Source organism: Mesorhizobium sp. P2_E7 (assembly GCF_056403855.1).
On record NZ_JBFUER010000001.1, the window covers coordinates 3,240,825 to 3,257,355 of the forward strand.

At 64.4% G+C, this 16,531-nt stretch carries 16 protein-coding genes; 8 read left to right on the top strand and 8 right to left on the bottom strand.

Annotation, left to right across the window (positions count from 1 at the left end; translation table 11 throughout):
* Positions 1-18: 18 nt before the first annotated feature.
* The 4 genes from AC1DYC_RS15960 to AC1DYC_RS15975 all read left to right on the top strand — a co-directional run bounded on the left by AC1DYC_RS15960 (position 19) and on the right by AC1DYC_RS15975 (position 5,062).
* Complete coding sequence (locus AC1DYC_RS15960; RefSeq protein WP_477407732.1) at positions 19-1,053, top strand: ABC transporter substrate-binding protein; 1,035 nt, start codon at positions 19-21, stop codon at positions 1,051-1,053.
* A gap of 244 nt (positions 1,054-1,297) precedes the next feature.
* Complete coding sequence (locus AC1DYC_RS15965) at positions 1,298-2,848, top strand: sugar ABC transporter ATP-binding protein (protein ID WP_477305338.1); 1,551 nt, start codon at positions 1,298-1,300, stop codon at positions 2,846-2,848.
* Complete coding sequence (locus AC1DYC_RS15970; RefSeq protein ID WP_477407734.1) at positions 2,845-3,816, top strand: ABC transporter permease; 972 nt, start codon at positions 2,845-2,847, stop codon at positions 3,814-3,816. Before AC1DYC_RS15965 ends, AC1DYC_RS15970 begins: the two co-directional genes overlap by 4 nt.
* Positions 3,817-4,075: 259 nt before the next feature.
* The gene (locus tag AC1DYC_RS15975; RefSeq protein ID WP_477305334.1) at positions 4,076-5,062 is read left to right on the top strand and encodes an ABC transporter permease; all 987 of its coding nucleotides are present in this window, start codon (positions 4,076-4,078) and stop codon (positions 5,060-5,062) included.
* Between the two features lie 232 nt (positions 5,063-5,294).
* On the opposite strand, the gene AC1DYC_RS15980 is transcribed toward AC1DYC_RS15975, so the two are convergent.
* Positions 5,295-5,735, bottom strand: coding sequence for a hypothetical protein (locus AC1DYC_RS15980; RefSeq protein ID WP_477305332.1), 441 nt, complete (start codon positions 5,733-5,735; stop codon positions 5,295-5,297).
* Positions 5,736-5,898: 163 nt separating this feature from the next.
* Positions 5,899-6,897: a hypothetical protein gene (locus AC1DYC_RS15985; RefSeq protein ID WP_477407736.1), complete on the bottom strand. Its 999-nt coding sequence runs from the start codon at positions 6,895-6,897 to the stop codon at positions 5,899-5,901.
* Positions 6,898-7,096: 199 nt separating this feature from the next.
* On the opposite strand from AC1DYC_RS15985, the gene AC1DYC_RS15990 reads away from it, so the two are divergent.
* Positions 7,097-7,780: a GNAT family N-acetyltransferase gene (locus AC1DYC_RS15990; RefSeq protein ID WP_477407738.1), complete on the top strand. Its 684-nt coding sequence runs from the start codon at positions 7,097-7,099 to the stop codon at positions 7,778-7,780.
* A 19-nt stretch (positions 7,781-7,799) separates the two neighbouring features.
* Positions 7,800-9,011 carry a cytochrome P450 gene (locus AC1DYC_RS15995; protein ID WP_477407740.1) on the top strand — a complete coding sequence of 404 codons (1,212 nt, stop codon included), beginning with the start codon at positions 7,800-7,802 and terminating at the stop codon, positions 9,009-9,011.
* Here AC1DYC_RS15995 and AC1DYC_RS16000 read toward each other — a convergent pair.
* The 6 genes from AC1DYC_RS16000 to AC1DYC_RS16025 all read right to left on the bottom strand — a co-directional run bounded on the left by AC1DYC_RS16000 (position 8,995) and on the right by AC1DYC_RS16025 (position 15,121).
* A complete protein-coding gene (locus tag AC1DYC_RS16000) occupies positions 8,995-9,909 on the bottom strand; it encodes a hypothetical protein (RefSeq protein WP_477407742.1) in 915 nt (304 codons plus the stop codon). The two genes, AC1DYC_RS15995 and AC1DYC_RS16000, sit on opposite strands and share 17 nt — an antisense overlap.
* Entirely contained in the window at positions 9,906-10,781 is an 876-nt protein-coding gene (locus tag AC1DYC_RS16005; protein ID WP_477407744.1) for an alpha-1,2-fucosyltransferase, read from the bottom strand. The genes AC1DYC_RS16000 and AC1DYC_RS16005 overlap by 4 nt, the downstream gene beginning before the upstream one ends.
* A 708-nt stretch (positions 10,782-11,489) precedes the next feature.
* Positions 11,490-11,849, bottom strand: coding sequence for a hypothetical protein (locus AC1DYC_RS16010; RefSeq protein WP_477305312.1), 360 nt, complete (start codon positions 11,847-11,849; stop codon positions 11,490-11,492).
* Between the two features lie 83 nt (positions 11,850-11,932).
* On the bottom strand, positions 11,933-13,081 hold the full coding sequence (locus AC1DYC_RS16015; RefSeq protein ID WP_477407746.1) for an amidohydrolase: 1,149 nt from the start codon (positions 13,079-13,081) through the stop codon (positions 11,933-11,935).
* A gap of 25 nt (positions 13,082-13,106) precedes the next feature.
* Positions 13,107-13,523, bottom strand: coding sequence for a hypothetical protein (locus tag AC1DYC_RS16020; RefSeq protein WP_477407748.1), 417 nt, complete (start codon positions 13,521-13,523; stop codon positions 13,107-13,109).
* 41 nt (positions 13,524-13,564) lie between these two features.
* Positions 13,565-15,121, bottom strand: a complete 1,557-nt coding sequence (locus tag AC1DYC_RS16025) for a winged helix-turn-helix domain-containing protein (protein ID WP_477407750.1) — start codon at positions 15,119-15,121, stop codon at positions 13,565-13,567.
* Between the two features lie 220 nt (positions 15,122-15,341).
* Between AC1DYC_RS16025 and AC1DYC_RS16030 the strand changes: the two genes are divergently transcribed.
* A complete protein-coding gene (locus AC1DYC_RS16030; protein WP_477407752.1) occupies positions 15,342-16,052 on the top strand; it encodes an alpha/beta fold hydrolase in 711 nt (236 codons plus the stop codon).
* 187 nt (positions 16,053-16,239) lie between these two features.
* Positions 16,240-16,416 (top strand): hypothetical protein, encoded by a 177-nt coding sequence (locus AC1DYC_RS16035; RefSeq protein WP_477407754.1) that lies wholly within the window; start codon positions 16,240-16,242, stop codon positions 16,414-16,416.
* The last annotated feature ends 115 nt before the right edge of the window (positions 16,417-16,531 follow it).

Genomic DNA, 16,531 nt, shown 5'->3' on the forward strand with positions numbered 1-16,531 from the left:
ATGTGGAGGAGTACTGACATGAAGAAAATACTGACCATGGTCCCGCTGCTTGCGGGCGCTGCCTTGTTGGCCTCGGTGGGCGTCTCGTCTGCGGAAGGCAAATACACGATCGGCATTTCCAACACCGTGCAGGGCAATGGCTGGCGCGAGGAAATGGTCTGCGCCATGAAGGCGCAGGCGCTGGCGTCCGGCGAGGTCGCCAAGCTCAACATCGCCCACCGCAACACCGACGCCGCCGGCCAGCTCGAAGACATCCGCAATCTGATCAGCGCCAAGGTCGACGCCATCGTCGTCAACCCCGCCGATCCCGCCGGCATCAAGGCGGGCCTCGAGGAAGCCACCAAAGCCGGCATCGTCGTCGTAGCCGTCGACCAGGCGGTCACCGAGCCATCGGCCTACATCATCTCCAACAACCAGGAGCAGTATGCCTATCTCGGCGCCAAATGGCTGTTCCAGCAGATGGGCGGCAAGGGCGAAGTGTTTTACATGCGCGGCGCCGCCGGCGCTTCGGCCGACTCTGATCGCGACAAAGGCTTCAAGAAGGCGCTGGCCGAAAACCCCGACGTGAAGGTCGCGCAGGAGGTCTTCACCGGCTGGCAGCAGGACCAGGCCAAGCAGCAGATGCTGTCGTTCCTAGCCACCGGCACGCCGTTCAACGGCGTCTGGACCTCCGGTATCGACAACGTCATCGTCGACGCGCTGGTCGAATCGCAGGCGCCATTGGTGCCGGTGGTCGGCGCCGACAATGCCGGCTTCGTCGGCCAACTGAGCTCGGTCAAGGGCCTCGTCGGCGCTGCCGTCACCAACCCCGGCTCGATCGGCGGTGCGGGCGTGACGCTGGCGCTGCAGATCCTCGACGGCAAGAAGCCGGCGCAGCAGACCGTGCTGGTCGACCCGCAGCTGTGGGACAACGCCACCGACGAAGGCAAGGCCAAGCTGAAGGCAGCGGCCGACCCGTCGCTGAGCCCGGAATGGCCGGTCTCGATCTCGATCCCTGAGTGGACGACGTATACGAAGGAGCAGATCATCGCTTGCAAGGGGCCGGGGGAGTAAGCAGTTTTAGCTGACCATCCGTCAGCGCCGCCCCTCACCTGCCTGCCGGCATCCTCTCCCCGTATAGTGACGGGGAGAGGGACGCTCGTCGCCGATTTCGCCAACCTTCAACGTTGCAGGAAGGGCGCCAGTGCCGCGGCGAGCTTCTCTCTCCCCGTTTACGGGGAGAGATGTCCGGCAGGACAGTGAGGGGCGGCGCTGACATTCGCAGTTATTTGACCACACAAATCGAGACCCAAACCATTTGACCACCAGCCCCCTCCTCGACGCCACCGGCGTCGCCAAGAACTACGGCGCGGTTGCCGCGCTTCGCAACGCATCGCTCTCCGTGCTGCCGGGCGAGGTCCACGCCTTGATGGGCGCCAACGGTGCCGGCAAGTCGACGCTGGTGAAAATCCTGACCGGCGCCATTCCGGCGAACGCTGGCCACATTCTGATCCGTGGCGAGGCGCGCGACATTCGCTCGCCCGCCGCCGCACGCCGCGCCGGCCTATTGCCCGTCTACCAGGAGCCGTCGCTGATCCCCGATCTCGACGTTCTGTCCAACCTGCGGCTCACCGGCACGCCGGTCGAGCCGTTCCGTGCCTGGGTGCGCGAGCTCGGCATTGCCGACCTCGATTTGCGCGACACAGCGCGCGACATTCCGCTGGCCGTGCTGCGCGTGCTCGACCTTGCGCGCGCTCTTGCCGTCGAGCCCGACGTGCTGCTGCTCGACGAAATGACGGCAGCACTCCCCGCCAACCTCGCCGAAAAAGTGCTGGAAGTGGTGCGCCGCCAGGGCGACTCGGGGCGCGCGGTGATCTTCATCTCGCACCGCTTCGTCGAAATCTCCGCACTCTGCGACCGCGCCACCGTGCTGCGTGACGGCGAGACTGTCGGCGTCGTCGACATCGTGCCTGGCGTCGAGGAGAAGATCGTCGAGCTGATGCTCGGCACCCGCATCGTCAAGACCCATGTCGCCGGCCGTAGCGCCACGGAGAAGGCCGCGCCCGCCGCCGCCCGGCAGCGGCTGGCCGTGCACAATCTGCGCGTCGGCACCAAGCTCAGCGATGTCTCCTTCGATCTCGCCGATGGCGAGGTCGCCGGCGTCGTCGCGCTCGAAGGCCAGGGCCAGGATGAATTGTTCGCCGCCCTTGCCGGCTCGATCCGGCCATCCGGCGGAACGATCGAGGTCGATGGCGCCCCCGTGAAATTTTCGCACCCGATCGATGCCATCCGCGCCGGCATTGCCTATGTGCCGGGCGACCGGTCCGAAGCGCTCGCCATGCAGCGCTCGGTGCGCGAAAACATCGCGCTGCCCTTCAGTGCGGCGCTCCGCAACTGGGGGCCGATCGCCATGCGCCGCGAGCGCACAACCGTGCTCAGCGCCATCGAGCGGCTGCAGATCGACACCCGCGCGCAAGGCGAGGTTCAGCGCCTGTCCGGCGGCAACCAGCAGAAGGTGACCATCGCCCGCTGGATCGCGGCCGACGCCCGCACCATCCTGTGCTTCGACCCGACGCGCGGCATCGATGTCGGCACCAAGCAGGAGATCTACAAGCTGCTGCGCGAACTCGCCGGCAACGGCAAGTCGGTGCTGTTCTACACCTCGGAGCTGGAGGAGGTGCAGCGCGTCTGCGACCGCGTCATCGTCATCTTCGGCGGCCGCCTCGTCGACATCTTCCCCGTCGAGGAGGCCGACGAGCCGGCGCTGATGCGCGCCGCCTACGGCCTGCCGCGCGGCGCCAAGGCCGATATCGGCATTCTGGCCGATCCCACCGCCCATGCCTCCGATGCCCCGGAGACGTCGCCATGAGCCACTTCCTGCGCCGCCAGGGCTGGGTCGTCGGCCTGTTCGCCCTCCTCATCGTGCTGTTCATCGCCACCAGGATCATCCAGCCGGCCTATGGCAGCAACGACTTCGGCTCGCTCGCCCGCGCTGTTCTGCCCTACGCCTTCGCCGTTGCCGCGCAGACGGTGGTGGTCATCGCCGGCGGCATCGACCTGTCGGTCGCCGCTATGATGGCGCTGACCAGCGTCACCGCGGCATCGATGATGAATGGCGCCTCAGAGGAATACGCCCTGTTCGTGGTGCCCTTCGTGCTCGCCATGGGTTTTGCCCTCGGCGCACTCAACGGCCTGCTGATCGTCGTCACCCGCGTGCCCGATATCGTCGTCACGCTTGCCATGCTGTTCGTGCTGCAGGGTGCGGCCCTGCTGGTGCTCGACGCGCCGGGCGGCGGCATCGCCGAATGGCTGAAGGCGCTGATCTCCGGCACCGTGCCGATCCCCGGCCTGCCCGACGCCATCGACGCCTGGCTGCCCAAGGCGCTGCTGGTGCTGATCGTCTGCCTCTGCATCATCTGGATACCGCTGCGACGCTCGCGCCTCGGCCTCTCCATCTATGCCATCGGCTCCAGCGAACTGGCGGCCTTCCGCTCCGGCGTGCCGGTCAAGCGCACCCGCATCATCGCCTATGCGCTGTCGGGCCTGTTCGCAGCCTTCGGCGGCCTGGCGCTGACCATGAGCACCGGCATCGGCGCCCCCATCCCCGGCCCTTATCTGCTCGCCAGCGTCGCCGCGGTCGTGCTGGGCGGCGTCGCGCTCGGCGGCGGCAAGGGCGGCCTGCTCGGCCCCATCGTCGCCGTCTTCGTGCTGCGCCTGGTGCGCACGGATTTGACGCTGCTTGCCATCGACCCGAATGTCACCGCGATCATCGAGGGCCTGATCATGGTGGCGGTGGTGATGTTCGGCGCGTTTATCACGATGCGGGGGCGGCGATGATGAGGGGACATCGAGATAAGGGTAGCGATCCTTCGCGCCCCCCTCTGTCCTGCCGGACATCTCCCCCTCTAGGGGGGAGATCAGCCTTCGCATTGGCTTTCGCCAATTTTCAAAGTTGCAGGAAAGAGCAGGGCGCCGAAGCTGCTAATCTCCCCCCTAGAGGGGGAGATGGCCGGCAGGCCAGAGGGGGGCACCGTAGAGCACCGTCCTCGCCCGCCTACCGCACCTGGCAAACCTCATCGCGAGCAAGGGCAGCGTCATGAGTACAACCGCGATTACTCCTCAATCCATCCCCTTCGGCCGCCGCGTAAAACGCTTCATGGCCGATCGCCCTCTCATCCCGCTGATCATCCTGCTCGTCATCCTGGTGGCGATCCTGCAGATCCTGCGTCCCGGCATCGTCAACGAGCGCTGGATCGCCAACACCATCAAATTCGCCATTCCCTTGGCGATCCTCGCCGGCTGTCAGACCATGACCATGCTGACCGGCGGCATTGACCTTTCGGTCGGCACGGTGGCGACGATGAGCGCCTTCATCATGGCGACGCAAGTGGTCAACCAGGACCCGGCGGTGGCCTTCCTCTTGGCGATGATGCCGGCGGTGCTGATCGGCCTCGTCAACGGCATCGGCGTCGGCGTCTTCCGCGTCCACCCGCTGATCATGACGCTGGGCACCAGCCTGATCGGCACCGGCTGCCTGCAGGTCTACCAGCGTACGGTGATCGCGTCCGGCGCCAAGATCCCCGACTTCCTCGCCTGGCTCGGCACCGGCGTGACGTGGGGCTTCCCCAACGCGCTGCTTTTGTTCCTGCCGCTGGCGGCGCTGATCGTCTTCACGCTTGCCCGCACCGGCTTTGGCCGCCTGCTCTACGCCGTCGGCGACAATGAGCGCGCGACCCGCCTGTCGGGCGTGCAATACTGGCAGGTCATCACCGCGCTCTACGTCACCTCCAGCGTGCTCGCCGGCATCACCGGCCTGCTCTATATCGGCCTGATCAAGGCCCCTTCATTGTCGCTTGCCGAACCGCTGGTGCTGCCCTCGGTCGCCGCCGCCGTGATCGGCGGCACCTCCATCTTCGGCGGCCGCGGCGGCTACACCGGCACCATCATCGGCGCACTGATCCTGACCGTGCTGACGACGCTGCTGACGATCCTGCAGATGCCGGAGGGCGCGAGGCGCATCCTGTTCGGACTGATCGTGCTGTTCGTGACGGCGGCGTATTTGCGGATTGTGGAGGAGAGGTAGGGGGCGGAGCATACGGCAGCGCCAACCCCCTCTCCGTCCGCTGCGCGGCCACCTCTCCCCCACTTTGTGGGGGCGAGGAAACGCTAATCCTAGAGGTCGCGGCCACTGAAAGCTTGGGTTCCTCGCCCCCATGAAATGGGGGAGAGGTGGCTCGGCAAAGCCGAGACGGTGAGGGGGAGCGCCCTACGCGATTGTCCTACACCGGACAATCACGGCCGCAACTGCCACCCGCCTACTTCAACGAAATCGCGATCCCGCTCAAATCCGCATTCACCTGCAGCCCCACCTGCCGGCCTGTAAGCTCGAGCGTGGCGCCCTTGTCGTTGGTCATGACGATCACCTGCGCACCCTTGCCGATCGCGCCGCCACCGCCGGCCGCGCCGTAAACCCCGGTCGCATCGCGGACCCTGCGGATGTGCCGCACGGTGCCGCGGAAATAGGTCTTGGAAACGCCGAAGGCGAAGCCGCCCGAGACGCCCCCGATCGAGATCGGATAGGAACGGCCATGGTAGGTCAGCGTGCCCTCGCCGCCGGAACCGCCGACGAAGAAGGCCGCCTTGTAGACGGAAAAGCGGATCGTGGCGCTGTCGGCATGCGCGGCACTGGCAGCGCTGACGGCAACAGTCGCGATGGCCGCAACCGCAAGCGAACGAAAGCTGGATGAGATGGTCATGATGAGAACTCCACAAGATCGCCGCTCACCCAACCGGCAGGGCTCGTCGGCGTCGAATCAAACTGGAACAATTTAGCGTGTGGTTTGGTTCCAGGCAGGCGAGGAGAAGCCGCCACCGCACGAGGGCACGCGCTTGCATATATCGAGCAGCGTCAGGGCTGCGCTATTTTCTTTTCCCCCGCTTCAGCACCCTCCGCAGCATCAGCTTCAGCCGCCTCACCTGATACTGCCGCCGCAACGTCGCCAGCGCCGCGCGGTGGGCGGTGTCGATCGCGGGCAGCGTGTCCGGTGCGCTCGCCTGAGGCAGCGCCAGCAGCGCGTCGGCATGACGGTCGGCGAAGGGTTTCGGGTCATAGCTGGCGAACGGCGTCGGCGGATCGCTGAGCACGGTGGGGTTGCTGTTGATCTCGAACACCACAAGCCTGCCGTCCACGAAGGTGTAGTCGATGCGGCCATACTGCATGCGGGCTTTTTCGAAGACCTGCATGACCGCTTCGGCATGCGGATTGGCAGCAGCGTAGGTCCTGATTTCTTCGATGTGCGCCGGCAGCAACCGCTCGGGCGAATTCTTGACGAACCATGATTTCGACATCGCGCAGTGCTGCCCATAGATCGTATCGCCGACCCGAAAGGCAGCGTATTTCCGGTAGTAGCCGTCCGCCCCTGGCGTACCGATCATCTCCACCACCATCGGCCGCACCAGATCGCTGCCGTCCAACAGGGCGATCGCGGCGTCCAGCGCCGGGCGGCCGTGCAGCAGCGGCGGCTCCTTGTAGAGCGCCCCCACCTCGTCACGAATGAAAACGGGATACCGTACCGGATCTTTCAATTGGCCCGGCCTGAACACACGAAAAGCGTTGCTGCCGTCGGCGTGAAGCATGTGCAAAAGGTCGAAGCGCTGCAGGCTGGCGGTCGGGTGATTGAGCTGCGTCAGGCCTGTCTTCTCAGCCAGTTCGGCGCTGATGGAGGCGGCGCGGCTCAATTCGTCGGTGCTTAGCCGGTCCATGTCGGACCAGATGACGACGCCGGCGCGAACGCCGCGCAGCAGCCCGGCATCTTCATAGTGCACCAGCCGGAACGACGCCTGCAGGTCGGTCCGATGATAAAGCAGCACCACTGCCTGGGTGTAGGCGTGCCCCCTATGCGCCACATAAAATATCATGCGATCCCATTATCCGTATGTAATTGCAAAGGGGAACCATGATGATTAGACAGGTTTTGGGAAAACCGTGAAATGGTTCTCATTCCGGAGACACGTCAAAAAGAGATAGAACTGGCTGGCGTTTCCGTGAAGCTGCAAACCGCATTTGCAAGACCTGCAATGCACCATATAGCGCGCTAAAAGTCGAGGCAGCCGACAAATGAATGTAGACAATGTTGCGGTACCCATCCGCCGGTTAGACATGGAAGACATGCCGTTGCTGATGGAGCTTGAGGCTGCCGCCTGGGCCGCCCCGCTACAAGCGAGCGAGGCAACCATTCGCCGCCGGCTGGCACTCGGACATACCATGTTCGGAGCAATCGATGGCAACGTGCTCGCCGGCACCATCTGCTTTACCGAGACCAGCCAGGACCCGCTGGTGCGGGCCGAGTTCCCGGCAAATTTCGATGCCTATGCGTCACTGCCGCGCAGCGAGCCGGTCCACGCTCTTTACGCCTACAATCTGTGCGTCCGGCCGAGCCATCGCGGCTCCAACACGGCGATCCGGCTGCTGAAGGAGATGGAACGCCACGGCCGACGCCTCGGCGCCCGCTGGCTGATCGGCGATGGCCGCTGCTCGTCCTATGCCGGTTCCCCGGGCGACGACGATGACCATGTCAAGGCTGACCCGAAGTTCCGCGCCACCATCGACCTTTGGAACGAGACCAGCATAAGACCGCCGTTGGAAGAAATCATCCGGGATCCGCTGCTCCGTCTGCATTATCGCGCCTTTGAGTGCGAGTTCCTCTATGTCATGCCGGATTTCTTCCCGCAGGACGCAGCATCGGGGGGATTTCGGGTCATTTCAGCCAAGGATCTCAGTGCCAAGGACCTCGATGAATGACACACGTGCAGGCCGCTTCATGACGATTCCGTTTTTCGATCCGTTCGTGCTCGGCGACGATCCGTTTCCGCATTTTGCCCGCATGCGTGCCGGCGGCGGCGTCGCGCGCGGCACGGCACCCTATCCCGAGATTGCGGACGCCTATTATGTCTTCAGCCATGAACTGGTGTCTCGCGCGCTGAAGCATCCCGCTCTGCTGCAGGCGCCGCCGGGCCAGTACGAAGAGGTACGACGCAAGCTTGTCGACCAGGCGGCGATGGCGCTGCTTACCCGGTCTTTGCTGCTCGCCGATCCGCCGCGGCATGGCGGGCTCCGCCGGCCGGTCGCCGGTTACCTCGCTCGTCCGGCCGTCGACGTGCTGTCGGAGGGTCTTCGCGCGCTCAGCCGTGACCTGGTCGACCAGGCGCTGGCCGAAGGCCGCGTCGACGCCGTTGCCGGCCTCGCCGTGCCGGTGTCCTTCTGGCTGCTGCAGGAAATTCTCGGCCTTGAGATTGAGGACCCCTGGGCACTGAAATCGGTGACCCGCCGCATAGCCACCGCCTTCGACCTGCGAAAGGAGCAGCCGGCAGCAGCGAGCGCCGAGGCCTATGGCGAATGCCAGGCTTTTGTCGAGGAGCGGCTGGCCCGACAAGCCTATCGGCCGGATGGAATGGTCGCCGGCATGGTGAGGGAGGTGGCAGAGGGCCGCTGGTCGCGCGAGGACATGGTGGCCAACGTCGTCTTCATGCTGTTTGCCGGACAGGAAACCGTCGTCGATGCTCTCGGCAACGCCCTGGTCGCCCTGGATCGTTTCCCCGAACAGCGCGCGCTGCTCGAGCGCGGCGTAGTCGACTGGAGCAACGCCGCGGCCGAACTGCTTCGCTATGGTGCCTCGGTGCAATACGCCGTCGCCCGCATCGCGGCGGAAGACATCGACCTCGGCGAAATCAGGATTGCGGCCGGCGAAGCGGTCGTACCGGTGCTCGGCAGCGGCAACCGCGATGATGCCGTCTTCCCGCATGGCGACCGGCTGGACCTCACGCGCCAGCCGGCCGTGTCGATGACGTTCGGCACCGGCCTGCATGTCTGCCTCGGCCAGCACGTCGCCCGCATCGAAATCGCGGCGATGATCGAAGCGCTGTTCACCCGTGCGCCCGGCTGGCGGCTTGATGCCGCAAATGCCGAGCGCCGCGCCTCGATGTCGTTTTACGGCATGGCCACCGCGCCGCTTTTCCTCAGCCCCGCTGCGTGAACAGCGGCCGCGTCTGGGCGATGACCGCCGGGTCGAGCGATGCGACGATTTCCGCGACCTTTGCCCGCAAGGTTCTGACCGTCGCATCGTCGAGCGGATCAAAAATATCGTTCTGATCTCTCGACGCCCTGTACTCTTCGAGCGACGGTGCCTCGCTCGACGGCGTGAAGCCGCCGCCGCGGGCATGCTTGTCAGCCAGTTCCTGCTTCGATTTCACGGCATAGTGGCGGATCCAGCCGACCTTCCATTCCATCGGCATGGCGGCCGGGTGCTTGTCGAGCGTCATGCCGTCGACCAGCGTCCGGCGCAGCGAGATGCGGAAGCCGTGCGGGTGCGGCATGAGCAGCTTTGGATCCCGCAGCGCCTTGCGCAGGACCGACGACACGCGGGCAAACGATTTCTTCCAGCGCGCGGTCGGGGCGACATGCGTGCCGCGCCTTTGAAACCGCACCGTCACCAGTTCATCGTCATAGACCTCTTTGTCGTCGCTGCCGAAATTCACCCAGCGAAAAGCGGCGCTGCGCACGCCGGGCCGGCTCAACAGCGAGCGGACCAGTTCCGCTCCGCTCCAGGGCGGTCCGTCGAGCGGCTCGAGGAACTCGTCGGCGTCCATGAAGCCCAGATAGCGGTAACCGTGCAGCAGCGCCTGCCAGTAAAGATAGGAATAGGCCCGCCGCTGCGGCAGCACCGTATCGTGCCGCCAGTCAACCAGCCGGATCCAGCCGGCATCGCGCAACGCCGAAAGCACCGCCGTCTGCGGGCCGGCGTTGCAGTTGTCGGCGATCATTAGGTCGAAGCCATGTAGCTTGTGCCACGCGACCCACTCGATCACATAGGGCTGCTCCAGCTTCATGATCGCACAGATCACCGGCCTTTTGACCGAAAACGGAATTCTCATCGCAACGCTTTCCCCGCGCCATCGGCTGCCGCCCGAGGCTCGACCTGCCGGAACGGAATCGCATCACCATAGAAGGCTGCGAGCTGCTCGGAAGAGGCCGTCCAGTCGCCCATGTCGAACTGGTGGAACCGATAGCGGGCGTCTTCAAGCGGAAGCAGGTCGATATCGGGCCTGATGCGCGGGTCGAATATGCCGGCCACCGGCAGATGGATGGTGCGCGCCGACGACAGCCAACTGGCCAGCCAGGAGAAGCTGCTGACCCCCGTGACGAGATAGCTCGCCCGGCGCAGCGTCTCGAAATCCGTCACCGGCGACGCCTTCGGCGCGAAAACAGCATCGGGAAAGCGCTGCCGCAAGCGCCGGCAATAATCATTGTCGTCATGCGTTTGGCCGACAAAGACCGGCTTGCGGCGGCTCTCCTTGATGAGTGTCTCAAAGAAGCCGAATGGCATCGGGCAATAGTTGCGGTGGAAGCCGTCGAGGATGTCGCCGGCCCGCACATGAATGACAACAAAATCGTCGCCATAGGTCGGCGCGTCGACCGCGCGTCCGTCAAACAGCCCGGAAACCTCATCCCGGTCATAATAGCCCAACCGCTGCGCGAAGCCTTTGAAGCGGATGCTTCGCGCCCGTTTTTCGCGGAACGCCGCAGTGATGCTGTCGAGGTCGTAGCGGTGATAGCCATCGATCCGCAGCAATCGAAATTTCCAGAACAAGGGCGGCTGCACCCTGGCAATGGACCATTCCGGCAGGTCAGCGTTGCAGACATAGCCACCGGGAATGCGCTTGGCCAGCACATGGCAAAACATGTACTGGAACATCCTGTTCGCGACGCCGCCATAAGGCTGCATCACGATGGGAACATGCCGCATTGGACCCCTTTCGCCAAAAGACAGTCATTGTTACCCGAGCGGCGCGGGCCGGTCGACAGGCCACTTCCTACACCGATACGTGAATCCGCCAGCGCCCGAAAAACAGCATCACGGGCTCCGCAAACCTCAGAGCCGTTGCGACCATCATCGCGATCCAGCAGAAGATGACCAGCGACACCACGCCGCAAACGGCGATCACCTGAGCATCCCTACCCCACCTCCGCAAACAGCCAATCCCGGAACGCCTTCACCTTGCGCTGCCTGATCGCTTCCGGCGGGTACACCACGTAAAAACTCGAAACCGCCTTCAGCGCGTGGTCGAAGGGTTGCCTGCGGGCAAAGTCGCGACAGTGGCGGATGTGGCGCCGGCCTATCTCTATCTGATGGGCAATGAGTTCATGACCGGCGAGACCATCCATATCGATGGCGGGCAGAGGTTGGTGTGAGCGGGCAAGTGCAAATCACACAGAGCGTTCCCCCACTCCGTCTCGGCTTCGCCGAGCCACCTCTACCCCCACATTCGTGGGGGAGAGGAAACGCCAATGGCCGGGGTCGCAGCCTTGAAAGGCTTGGGTTTCCTCGCACCCAAAAAACTTGGGTTTCCTCTCCCCCATGTACATGGGGGTAGAGGTGGCTCGGCGAAGCCGAGACGGAGTGGGGGCTGGCGCTGACTTATGCGATTGCGCCAGCTAGGAGGGGGCGCCCGCCCTACGGATATTTCGCCGGCTTTGGCGCGTAGATTTGCGGATCGAAGTCCAGGTCCTTGGGCAGCGGCAGGCTCGAGCACTGCAGATGCATCTGGCGGGCAATCAGCCTTCGCTGCTGCTGCTGATGCTCCTTTGCCGCCGCGACGAGGCCCATGCTGTAGGGCCCAAGCAGCACGCCGAAGCCCCATCCCGGCTGCCCTTTCTCGCGCTGGTCGTAGTTCATGGCATCCGTGCGCGCCTGCTGGCATTCCGGCGTCGCCCATTTCGGGTCCTGCGGCGACAGCGAGGCTCCGTACTGGACCGGAGAACTGACGCATCCCGCCACTGTCGCGGTCAACGCGACGACCATTGCAATCCTCATCCGCAAGCCCCTCCTAATTTAGGACGGCGACTACAAGATGATTCGAGCCGCAAAAAGGCAGCTTCGGGATTTCGGAGCGCCGCTCAGCCCAAAAGGTTGCGCGCCGTGCGCATGAAGATTTTCGAGCCGATCGGGATCAGATCGTCGGGAAAATCATAGTCCGGATTGTGCAGCGAAGGGGTACGCTCGCCGGCACCGAGGAAGAACATGGCCGACTTGGCCTTGTGGCCGAAAATGCCGAAATCTTCCGAGGCGCGCATCGGCAGGGCTTCCTCGCTGCGCATGACACCTTCTTCGTCCAGCGCGCGGTTGAGATGCTCCACCGCATCCGGCGCATTGACGCTGGCGACGAAGATCTCGTGATAATCGCAGCGGACCGACAGGCGGTGCTCGACCGCGATCCTGGTGGCCAGCACTTCCGCCGCGGCGACCAGCTCCGCCATGCGCTCGTCACGCCTTGTGCGCAGCGTCGCCCAGACCTCGGCGTGGGCGGGCGCAATGCCGAACACGGCCTCGCCCATCGTCGCATGGGTGACGGTCACCATGCTGAAATCGTCATCGGCAAAGGTGCCGCGCCCGAGAGCCGGCAGCGCCGGCATCAGCTGGCTGATCGCCGGCATCGGCGACACCCCGGTTTCGGGCATGGACGAATGCGCGGTCTTGCCCTCCAGCACGATGCGGATGCCGCGCGACGCGCAGTTGACCACGCCGGGCTTCAGCCGCACCTCGCCAAACGGCACGCCGGGCAGATTGTGCAGCGAGAAGGCGAAGTCCGGCGCGATCTCGCCAAAGCGCGGATCGGCAACGACGCCGGCCGCGCCATTGCCGGTCTCCTCCGCCGGCTGGAACATCAAGACGACGCGGCCGCGCGCCGGCCTTTCGCGGCCAAGCTGGCGGCCGAGTGCGGCGAGGATCGCGGTATGGCCGTCATGGCCGCACATATGCGATTTTCCCGATACCTGCGAGGCATGGTCGACGCCCGAAAGCTCCTCGATCGGCAGCGCGTCGAGTTCCGAGCGGAACAGCACTGTCGGCCCTGCCCGACCGCTGTCATAGACGGCTGCCACGCCATGGCCGCCGAGGCCGGTCAGCACTTTGTCCGGCGAGGTATCAGCGAGGAAGGCAACAACCTCCTTCGCGGTCTTCTCCTCCTCATTGGAAATCTCCGGCTGCCGATGCAGCTTCCGCCGCCATTCGGTCAGCTCGATGAGGTCTCGGTTGGTGAGGGTCATGGCGGGGCTCCGGTGATGCTGTCGGTCAAAACACGATAGGGTTTTTCTCGCGTCGAGCGACGCGGATCAACTCCGCTAGCTCAACTGCAAAATCCCGCACATCGGGATCGGGGCTCGATACGATGATCTTTAGTTCGCGCTCAAGTTCACCGAAGCCAGGCTCCTCGATAACATCTCCGCAATGACTGCCGGAATAAAGCACAAGCCGTTCCAAGGCCGATCCTTCACCGATATTGTCGGCTATCCGCTCGCGCAGGTAGCCGACTTGGGCGATGTTTCCGACACGGAAATGGCAAGCCTTGACTGCGTCGAGGGTAAGATTCACACCCTCCGGATGGATCACTTCGCATTCGCCCGTCATCGGCTCTCGTTGAAAGCGGTAACCGGGAAACTCCCGCTCCATCGTCGGGACACTTTTGAAAACCGCTGCGTCGAGACCCATTCCGATCCTCCTGGCTACCCATCAAGCCGAGCAGGGGCCGCCTACTCCGGCAACCCCGCCAGCCGCATCGCGTCGGTCACCTCGCCGGCAATCTTCGGCGCCAGTCCGACCGCCGCCGACCAGCGGCCAATGGAAAAATGCGGGTCGAGCGCCATCAGGCGCGCGGCCGACGCCTTGGCCTCGTCGAGCCGGCCGAGCCTGGCCAGCGGCGCAGCCAGCCAGCCATGCAGCATGCTGAAGCCGGGGGTCATCTCCACCGCCCGCCGGCCTGCCGCGACCGCTTGCTCGTGGCGGCCGTTGAGAAAATTGCCGAAGCCGATAATGCCTTGCGGCACGCAGTTCATGGCATCCAGCGGGGAGAGCCTGATCGCCTGCTCGCCCCAGTCGATGGCGCGTGCCGCATCGCCGCCATAGGCCACCGACACGCAGCCAAAGGCGTAGACGAAGGAGCAGGAGGCGTTGAGCGAAAGCGCCGTCGCGAATGCCGCGTCGGCGAGCTTGCGGTCGTGCTCGACCATGCCGATGGTGAAGCCGGCGAGCGCCATCGCCATGGCGTCGCCCGGACCGTGCTCGATCGCCGCATGGGCATGGCGGGCTGCCTTGTCGCGATGCTCCGGCAGCAAGCCGCCGCGTAGGTAAAGGGTCTGATGCGCCCAGGCGGCAAAGCCGTGCGCTAGCGCGTAGTTCGGCTCGATGGCGAGTGCCTGGTCGAGCAGCGGCAAGCCCTTGGCGGCGCCCTGCGGCATGAAGGTGTAGACATCCGGCAGCGCGCGCAGCAGCAGATCGTAGGCATCGAGACTGTCGGGGCGCGTGCGCTTGACGCGCTCGATCTCGGCGCGGCGCAGATTGGGTTCGATCGCCGCGACGACGCTGACGGTGATCTCGTCCTGCAGCGCGAACACATCGGTCAGCTCGCGGTCGTAGCGTTCGGCCCACAGATGGCTGCCGTCCTCGGCGTCGATCAGCTGGCCGGTGATGCGCACGCGGCTGCCCACCTTGCGCACTGAGCCTTGCAGCACATAGCGCACGCCGAGCTCCTGCCCGACCTGCTTCACGTCCACCGCGCGGCCCTTGTAGGTGAAGCTCGAGTTCCGCGCGATCACGAACAGCCAGCGGATACGCGACAAGCCGGTGATGATGTCCTCGACCATGCCATCGGCAAAATAATCCTGCTCAGCATCGCCGCTCATATTGGCGAAGGGCAGCACGGCGATGGAGGGGCGGGCGGGAATGCCGTGGTCGGGCTTTGCTTGCTGCACCGGTGCCGATGCGGTCGTCTCGGCACCGCCTTCCTCGCGCACGGTGCCGACGAAACGAAAGCCCCGGCGCAGGATCGTGCGCACGAGACGCTGCTCCTCGCCGCTGTCCTGAAGCGCATTGCGCGCGGCGTTGACGCGGCTGGCAAGCGTTGCGTCGGAAACGATCCGCCCCTGCCAGACCGCATCGACCAGATCGTCCTTGCTCACCACCCGCTCGCGGTTGCGGATCAGAAACTGCAGCAGGTCGAACACTTGCGGCTCAACGGGGACCAGCTCATTGCCGCGGCGCAATTCGCGCCGCTCGCCATCCAGAGCAAAATCCTCAAAACAATACGACAAATTGCTGTCTCCAAATCGTCCGGAAATGGCCAGTCAGACACTTTAGCCGCGTCTTGAGCGCAAAATCAAAGCGATCTCAAGGGAAAATCAAGCGGTCCTGAATGTCCCCTCAAAGCACGCCCGCTGCTGCCGGCGCATAGTCCTCCTGCAACAAACGTTTACCGAACCCGACCAAACAACCAACCAACCCGCAACAACGCTTTTGAAAAGGAGAACTCAAATGTCGAACAACGCAGCAAATTCCGTCGTCCTCGTGCATGGCGGCTTCGTCGATGGCTCCGGCTGGGACGGCGTCTACCAGATCCTCAAGAAGGACGGCTATGACGTCACCATCGTCCAGAACCCGACGACTTCGCTCGCCGACGATGTCGCCGTCACCAAGCGCGCCATTACCGAAGCCAAGAGCGACGTCATCCTGGTCGGCCATTCCTATGGCGGCATCGTGGTGTCGGAAGCCGGCACCGATCCCAAAGTGGCCGGTGTCGTCTATATCGCGGCCTTCGCCGGCGATGCCGGTGAATCGGTTTCGACCCTGATCGCCAACCCGCCTCCCGGCGCTCCAGTGCCGCCGATCCTGCCGCCCGTCGACGGCTTCCTGATGCTCGACAAGGAGAAGTTCGCCGCGTCCTTCGCCGCTGACGTGCGCCCCTCGCTCGCCGCCTTCATGGCCGACTCGCAGGTTCCGTGGGGCATCCCGGCGCTCGAAGGCAAGGTCACCGCTCCGGCCTGGAAGGTGAAGCCGAGCTGGTATCTCGTCGCCAGCGACGACAAGATGATCCCGCCGCCGGCGCAGCGCCAGATGGCAACCCGCGCTGGAGCAACGACGGTCGAAGTGCCCGGCAGCCACGCCGTCTACGTCTCCGATCCCGCCGCCGTCGCCAAGCTCATCGAACAGGCCGCCGCCGGCGTCGCCAAGAAGCGAGCCGCGTAACACGAAACGGATTGCCCGGGCGCCTTACGGTGCCCGGGCTTTTTGCGTTGCGGAGTGGCTGCTAGCCGCGGGTGTCTTCTTCTGATCGTTCCCAGCCTTGGCCGGCCATTTCTACCATATTCAACTATATTGCCTGCGTATCTCAATCCAATATGGACGTTGATTGCTCAGGAGGCGAAGTCGGTGAATGCAGCCATCCAGCCGAAGAGGCTTGACCAGTCAAGCTCTGACCGCGCCTGCGCGCTTGTTGACCTATCGGGCTTCCAACATCCAGTTCATCGGTGGCTCATTGCAAAAGCTCGAAGCCGCCAATGAAAATTGCCTGAAATTTCTTCGTTACTTGGAGAATTACCTGCTTCCCTGAAGTCAAACCGAAGGGTATTGTTCAATCGCTTGGGTATTGATGACGTTCTGTCTCAGCGAACGCGGTGAATCAAATCGATCGTGTGTCGACGCGGTCGACCAGTTGCCATTCGCGT